The following is a 6,724-nucleotide window of genomic DNA, read 5'->3' as shown; positions in this document are numbered from 1 at the left end:
CTGGAGATCTGGTAGTTCGGGCATATTGGTATGTTGTTAGTGATTTGTTTACGTTCGATATTTTGAAATAGCTGTGAGCCGCTAGCTGACAGATGAGTGTGATTTGGGAGTGGGTGTATCTTCGCACTTCCGGATTTCCCGACTTGCATTACCTTTTATCTACAATCTCATGCCTACCGGTAGCTTGCGGTCGCAGCTAGTTACCAGTTTTCGTCAGGTATTCTTTTGATGGATTTGTCCAGATCAGAATCAATACAAGTATGCCGAATATACCTGAGCCTTGCGTTAACCCGAACAACAGGTCGAGAGCAACCACGATTACAGCGGCCCAGAATTTTTTCCGGTTCACGAATATGATCAACAATACCGTAAGAATGAAAGGTATAGATAACATACCGCCAAGCACAGCCATTTCCTGTTCTGCATTTTGCAGGCCGAATCGTTTACGGGTATAGGTTACAAATCCTGCGAAAAGTGTTTTGTCGTATGAGCCTCGGGTGAAATAATATGTAATCGGAATCAGAACCAGACCGATTAATCGAAGTGCACTCAGTGCGAGGATAACCCGTATGGTTCGCGGTCTTTCCATGGATGTTGGTTGAACTTGCATGACTTTAATGCTGTAAAGATAGCATCTCTCTACATATTCTTATATACTGGAGCGCATCTGCTTAGCCCGGGCGTTGTGTAGCGAACGTGCTTGTCTGTTGAATTTTTACCCCGAAGTCAAATATTAATCTATTGTGGTTCAGATGAGATCTATAAACAAAAAGGCCTGACGTCTCTAAAACATCAGGCCTTATATGTTGTGCTTTCAAAATATACTTACTCACTTCGCAGCGATTTGCTTGGATTGGCAGAAGCAGCTTTGAATGACAGAAAGCTTACGGTGAGCCATGCCACTGCCAACACCGATATACCAGCAATGACAAAGGTTACAGGACCGATGTTTATACGGTCTGTAAAATTCTCCAGCCATCGTGTAATGAGATAGTATGTTATGGGAACCGCCACAATAAATGAGATCACAATCAATCCTACAAATTCTTTGGAGATCATGTAGATCATGTTTCCTACCGAGGCTCCAAGTACTTTGCGTATACCAATTTCTTTTACCCTGCGTTCTACAGAAAAAGATGTGAGTCCCAGTAAACCAAGACAACCGACAAATATAGCGAGGCTGCTAAACACACTGGCGACTTTTCCCAATTGTGCGTCAGCTTTATAGAGATTGTTATAGTCATCTTCCAGGAATGAATAGCGAAACGGCAGTCCGGGAGCAAGTGCTTTCCATTGCTTCTCTATTTTTTCTACAACGGAAGGAATATTGTTTGAACTGATCTTTACTGAGAATTTATTGTATGCCCAGGGATTAATCGTAAGCATCAATGGTTCAATTTTGTGGTGAAGCGAGCGATAGTGGAAGTCTTTGGTTACGCCTATGATCGTTCCGTTCTTTCCATTTTGATGTACCTTTTTACCAATGGAATTTTGAGGTGTCCAGCCGAAATCTTTCATAGCAGTTTCATTGATGATAAACGCAGTGGTATCATCAGCTTTGAAGTCGCGGGAAAAATTTCTGCCCGCCAGCATTTCAATGCCGAAGCCTGGTATAAAATCGTGATCAACAAAATTGGTGTTGATGTTGGTAGGCGACATCTTGCCATCCTGCATTTCCAGTTGCGAGTATAGATTGGTCGTAGATTCGCCCGGCACGGTATGTGAAGCAGTTACAGAAGTTACTCCCTGTATCTTTAACAATTCACTTCGTACTGATTCAAGATGTTCTCGGATCGTGTGGTCGCCACCGGTTTGCAGTTTCAGCGTGGCTTCTTTGCGGAAACCCAGGCTTTGCGTGCGCAGGAGAGAAAGCTGATCGGAGATAAGCAACGTGCCCGCCACCAGCGTAATGGAGATAACAAACTGTGCCGATACCAATATTTTTCTGAAATACTGGTGACTAAATATACCCCGCAGCGATGGCCTGAATATTTGGAGGGGATCAAATCCGGAAATCATAAAAGCAGGGTAGGAGCCAGACAGCAATCCGAGGAAGATCGCCAGCACGATGAGGCTGCCCCAGATATAGTATGTATGTGGAACGATAGCAAAACCAAGGGATGCCTCTACGAGTGTATTGAATACAGGTAATACCATCCAGGCAAGGCTGAATCCCATAATAGTAGCGATCGAGCTTACAATGATCGATTCACCCAGGAACTGTGCGATTAACATACGCCTTTGCGCACCCAATACTTTGCGAAGTCCTACTTCCTTTAATCTTCGTGAGGCACGTGCTGTAGCCAGGTTTACATAGTTGAAGCACGCAATAAGTAAAATGAATATAGCAATAACGGAAAGTATATACAGATTGTTGATACTTCCACGCTTGCCATTTTCCCACGACCGGGGCGTTTCCAGGTATATACTGGTAAGCGACTGCAACGGCAGATCTTCATAGTACATGCCACCCTTGTCGATGTTGCGTTCTATGAAACCCGGCATCTTTGCACGGAGTGATTCAATCTGGTTGGCTTCTTTCAGCAATATATAGGTATGAAAGCTGTTCCAGTACCAGGCGCGCATTTCGTTTTCTTTGTTGTGTGTACTCCACGAACTAAATGAAACGAGTATATCAAAGGTGAAGTGCGCGTTCTCAGGCACGTCTGCCATTATACCGGTAATTTTGTATTGTTCACCATCCATTTCCAGCGACTGTCCAACGGGATCCTGATCCCCAAAATACTTTCGGGCGGTTTTCTCCGTCAGCACCGTTGTGTTCGGTTCAGTTAATGCAGTTTTGGCATTACCTTTTAACAAAGGAAAAGTAAAAATGTCGAACACGCTCGAGTCAGCGAGGTAACATTCATCTTCGTAGAAGGATACGTTATCTTTCTTAACCAACAGCCCTGTTTCCAGAAATCGTACGAAGCTTTGTACTTCCGGAAATTCCTGAACGAGTTTGGGCCCCATCGGCGGTGAACTGGTCGACTGGAGAAGCAATTCATTTTCAGTACGAAGGTTTTCTACAATACGATAGATGCGGTCAGCTTTTGTATTGAAGCGATCCATGCTCAGTTCGTGATACACATATAGCGTAATGAGCACAAAGGAGGCGAGTCCTACCGAGAGCCCGAGGATGTTAATGGCTGAGAAACCTTTGTTCTTATAAAGATTTCTGAATGCAGCCGTAATATAATTCTTCAGCATGCTTGTGAGGTTTGGTGTGGAAAATTGAGAAGGCGCAGCCTCAGCCTGCAAGACAGGCTTCTGTCGCTTAAAGAAGTACTGGAGATGCACAAAAAAGTTACTGGCTTTTTTCGGAATTGATGATAAATTATCAGGGAAACATTAAGGACGGGAAAGAGTTACGACAACCATTTACTCATATAGCCATCAGAAATGTGCTCTATACAATTTGAGATTTGAATCTACGTACCCAATAAAGCTTTCGGGCGGAGTAACCAGAGGCAGACAAAATAGTAATTAATGGCCGGCATTATAAAGAGTAATGATCTCGACCATGTCTTTATATTTTAGCTCTTTGTTTTTTATACGTTTCATTAATATTTCGTTATCGGCCAGTGGGATGGAAATTGATTTGATAAAGTCATCGCCCTTTTGAACGCCATAAAGACTTTCGTCATCCTGGATGATATAGGTAAAACACCTTTTTTTATGTGCAGTTACCCCCACACCATTGGGGGAGCCAGTCGGCACGGTTGTGTATGTGTATGGATAAAAGTCAGGCAGTTCTCCATAGTACAGTTTTAATTTGCCTTTGCTGATACGCACCTCAGCTACCACGTCTTCGGCCAGGTAATCGCTTCCAAACGGATAGAACGCCGGCAATACCATGAATGTATCTTTCTTGTAAGCATATGATTTTAGATCATGAATGTAAAAGGTTCTCACAAAATAACTCTTACCATCATTTACCGAAATCTTTTTTCCTTGTGCATCTTTCAACAGGGTTAAGTGTCCATTGATTTTTACATTTTGATCTGTAATAACATAGCCGTTAAACTTTTGTGCATAGCTATTACTGGAAAGCAATAGGCAAAGAAGTATTGAATAGAATTTCACTAAGAAATGGACAGGTTTTATAAGGTTTCATGCGCCAGCGTAACTACCTGCATGGCGGTTTTAAGATTTCGCTTCTGGATGTCTTTCAGATTAAGATCGTATCGAAGGCGATTGTCTACCATGGTAAAGCTGATATCGGCTCCTTCCAGGTGAAGTCGTTCGCGTTCGGTTATAATCAGAATGGGTTTGCCTTCCGTATATTTTACCAGGTCGGATAGCAGATTACTTTTTTCATCAGCCAGGTATATGATGCAGGCGTCCGCGGAAATGCCGGCTATATCGGTAGCCCGTGTAACGCGACCTTTCGCTCCTGCAAACACTTTTCCTTCAAAACTCTTTTGCAGTTCATCAAATGCCGGAGTTTCACCCAATACCACAATTTTGAAGTCGCCCGTTAACGGAGGCCACGAACTATACCGCGCAAAACTCTGTACATACAACGCGTAGGAGCGATGTATGGTGATCTGCGCGCGTGTTGGAAACCATGAAAAGGCCGCCAGGAACGCGATAAGTGTATATTTTTTTAGATACAAGGGTTTTATAATAAACGGCCCCAAGTATAGCGGTTTAGGAGATGCTGAGAAATACCCCATTTTTACTCACGTAGTTGTGGTACGAGTTGTGCGTTAGAACTTAATCCGAAACACGTTAAAACGCTTAACCTGTAACTAACAGTTAAACATCTATCTCAGTTGACGTGCATCAAAAAAAATAGTAGATTAGACATACAATGATGACGTGCTTGTTGACAGTTATGGAAAAATGGTAAGCGCATCGGCATCTGTTGGCAGTATTCTCTATTCTTCTTTTCGTAATCCTATCCTGTGCTAACAAGTCGATCGGATGAAGTCATCATCGAAATTTCTGCGCGATGAGCTGGAGCAGTTGGTGTAATTCTTTGCAATGTATTTTGATGTAAGAACGTTGACAGCCAAAACGTTGAACCGCTATGAATATTAACCGTAAAATTTCGTCCGTGCTCGCACTGTTGGCGGCTTGTATAAGTTGCCTGCTATATATGGAATCCTGTGTCGGAAATACGGAGTCCACGCACGATGATCCCGATACATCAGTTTCTGTTACGCCTTTTACGATACATGCTGGTGGTACAGGCAACGATGGGCCTCCGCCTCATCCTATGGTAGTTGATAATGATGGTAATGTATATATCACTGGTTCTTTTGAAGCCACTGCCACATTTGGTAACACAACACTCACAGCCTTGAATAGATCGGATGTATTTTTGGCTAAGTACGATCCGGAAGGTAAGCTGTTATGGGTAAAGCAGGGCGCAGGCACCGCTACCGATATGGCATACTCGATGGCGATCGATGCGCAAAACAATATATATATCACAGGCATGTTTTATGAGTCGATCACATTTGACAATGTAAAACTTACGGCTGTCGGACTTACCGATACTTTTATAGCTAAATATACTCCAGCGGGAGAGTTGATGTGGGCGAAACGCGATGGTGGTGGTGCCGATGGATTGAATAAATCCCGCGGACGTTCAATTACACTTGATGCTTCGGGCAATATATATGTTGCCGGTACATTTGTAGGGGATGTGTTGTTTGGCACTACGAGGCTTTCTGCTGATAAGCGCTTTTTCTACAATTTATACGTTGCCAAGTATAATGCTGCGGGCACGCTTCAATGGGTAACGCAAGCCACGGGTAATTCCTCTGGCGAATGTATAGCGGTGGATGCTGCCGGCAATGTATACGTTACAGGATCGTTTGGCGGAGCCGTAACGTTTGGCAGCACAACACTCACATCCATTGGAGAAGAGAGTGAAGAAGATGTGTTTCTTGCAAAATATACTGCGGATGGGAAGATGGCCTGGATAAAACAATTCGGCGGCAAGGGGCTATCTGTCGGAAACACGATAGCGCTGGATGCTACTGGCAATCTTTATATAACCGGATTCTTCCAGGACGTAGTGCCCTTTGGCGCTGCAAGTCTTAAGTCCGGAGCCCCGATGTACGACATGTTCATTATGAAATGCAATAAGAATGGCGAAGTGCAATGGGCGCGACAAGCCGGAACAGAAGCAATGGGCTATGACATTGTACTGGATAAAACCGGAAATATATACCTGACCGGCTCGATACAAGGTACGGCTGTTATCGGATCAGCATCACTCAACACAGCCAATCATCCCAACGTGTTAATGGTTCGGTATAATCAAGCGGGCGAACCTACATGGGCACAAGTTGCCGGAGGTTCAGCATCATCAATACAAGCCGGCAGTGGTATAGGCCTCGATGCAGCTGGCGATATCATTATCACCGGATACTTTTCAGAGACTTTCAGTTTCAATGACGCTTCGGTAACCAGTGCTGGAGGAACGGATGTTCTGGTTTTTAAATTTACGCCGTAGGGGTGAACGTTATTAGTTACAGGTTAATCGTTATCCGTAAATAGTTATAAAGAAGGTTCCCACAGACCACAGAATAGATGCATTCACTTGCCGAAGATTGTACAGATTTACGAAACATCATCAGTTAACTTGTTAATATCGACTATCTCTAATAAAACTAATAACGATTAACGGCTAACGAATAGCTTATAGGAACAAAAATGCATTTATTTCCCACATCCCGATGACTATCGGGAACAGAAAAATCACAGA

5 protein-coding genes are annotated in these 6,724 nt (G+C 43.5%); 1 reads left to right on the top strand and 4 read right to left on the bottom strand.

All coding sequences use genetic code 11. The annotated features are described in order from the left end of the window. Window positions 1-196: 196 nt before the first annotated feature. From V7Q33_RS20960 to V7Q33_RS20945, 4 genes are all read right to left on the bottom strand, one after another. Window positions 197-589 (bottom strand): hypothetical protein, encoded by a 393-nt coding sequence (locus V7Q33_RS20960; protein WP_331982915.1) that lies wholly within the window; start codon window positions 587-589, stop codon window positions 197-199. A gap of 236 nt (window positions 590-825) precedes the next feature. Further along, window positions 826-3,210 (bottom strand): ABC transporter permease, encoded by a 2,385-nt coding sequence (locus tag V7Q33_RS20955; protein ID WP_333821155.1) that lies wholly within the window; start codon window positions 3,208-3,210, stop codon window positions 826-828. A gap of 276 nt (window positions 3,211-3,486) precedes the next feature. Continuing rightward, a complete protein-coding gene (locus V7Q33_RS20950; protein WP_333821154.1) occupies window positions 3,487-4,086 on the bottom strand; it encodes a hypothetical protein in 600 nt (199 codons plus the stop codon). 17 nt (window positions 4,087-4,103) lie between these two features. Further along, window positions 4,104-4,679, bottom strand: coding sequence for a YfiR family protein (locus V7Q33_RS20945; RefSeq protein ID WP_333821153.1), 576 nt, complete (start codon window positions 4,677-4,679; stop codon window positions 4,104-4,106). Window positions 4,680-5,104: 425 nt separating this feature from the next. Here V7Q33_RS20945 and V7Q33_RS20940 point away from each other — a divergent pair, with 425 nt between their 5' ends. Beyond that, window positions 5,105-6,472 carry an SBBP repeat-containing protein gene (locus V7Q33_RS20940; protein WP_333821152.1) on the top strand — a complete coding sequence of 456 codons (1,368 nt, stop codon included), beginning with the start codon at window positions 5,105-5,107 and terminating at the stop codon, window positions 6,470-6,472. Window positions 6,473-6,724: the final 252 nt, after the last annotated feature.

Source organism: Ohtaekwangia sp. (assembly GCF_036786105.1).
GTDB lineage: Bacteria > Bacteroidota > Bacteroidia > Cytophagales > Cyclobacteriaceae > Ohtaekwangia.
Note: the sequence above shows the minus strand (reverse complement) of the source record. Positions and strands in the feature narration are given on the sequence as shown.

Coding starts and splice junctions, on each gene's coding strand:
- V7Q33_RS20960 (WP_331982915.1), bottom strand. CDS start 589: ATGGAAAGACCGCGAACCATACGGGTTATCCTCGCACTGAGTGCACTT.
- V7Q33_RS20955 (WP_333821155.1), bottom strand. CDS start 3,210: ATGCTGAAGAATTATATTACGGCTGCATTCAGAAATCTTTATAAGAAC.
- V7Q33_RS20945 (WP_333821153.1), bottom strand. CDS start 4,679: ATGGGGTATTTCTCAGCATCTCCTAAACCGCTATACTTGGGGCCGTTT.
- V7Q33_RS20940 (WP_333821152.1), top strand. CDS start 5,105: ATGGAATCCTGTGTCGGAAATACGGAGTCCACGCACGATGATCCCGAT.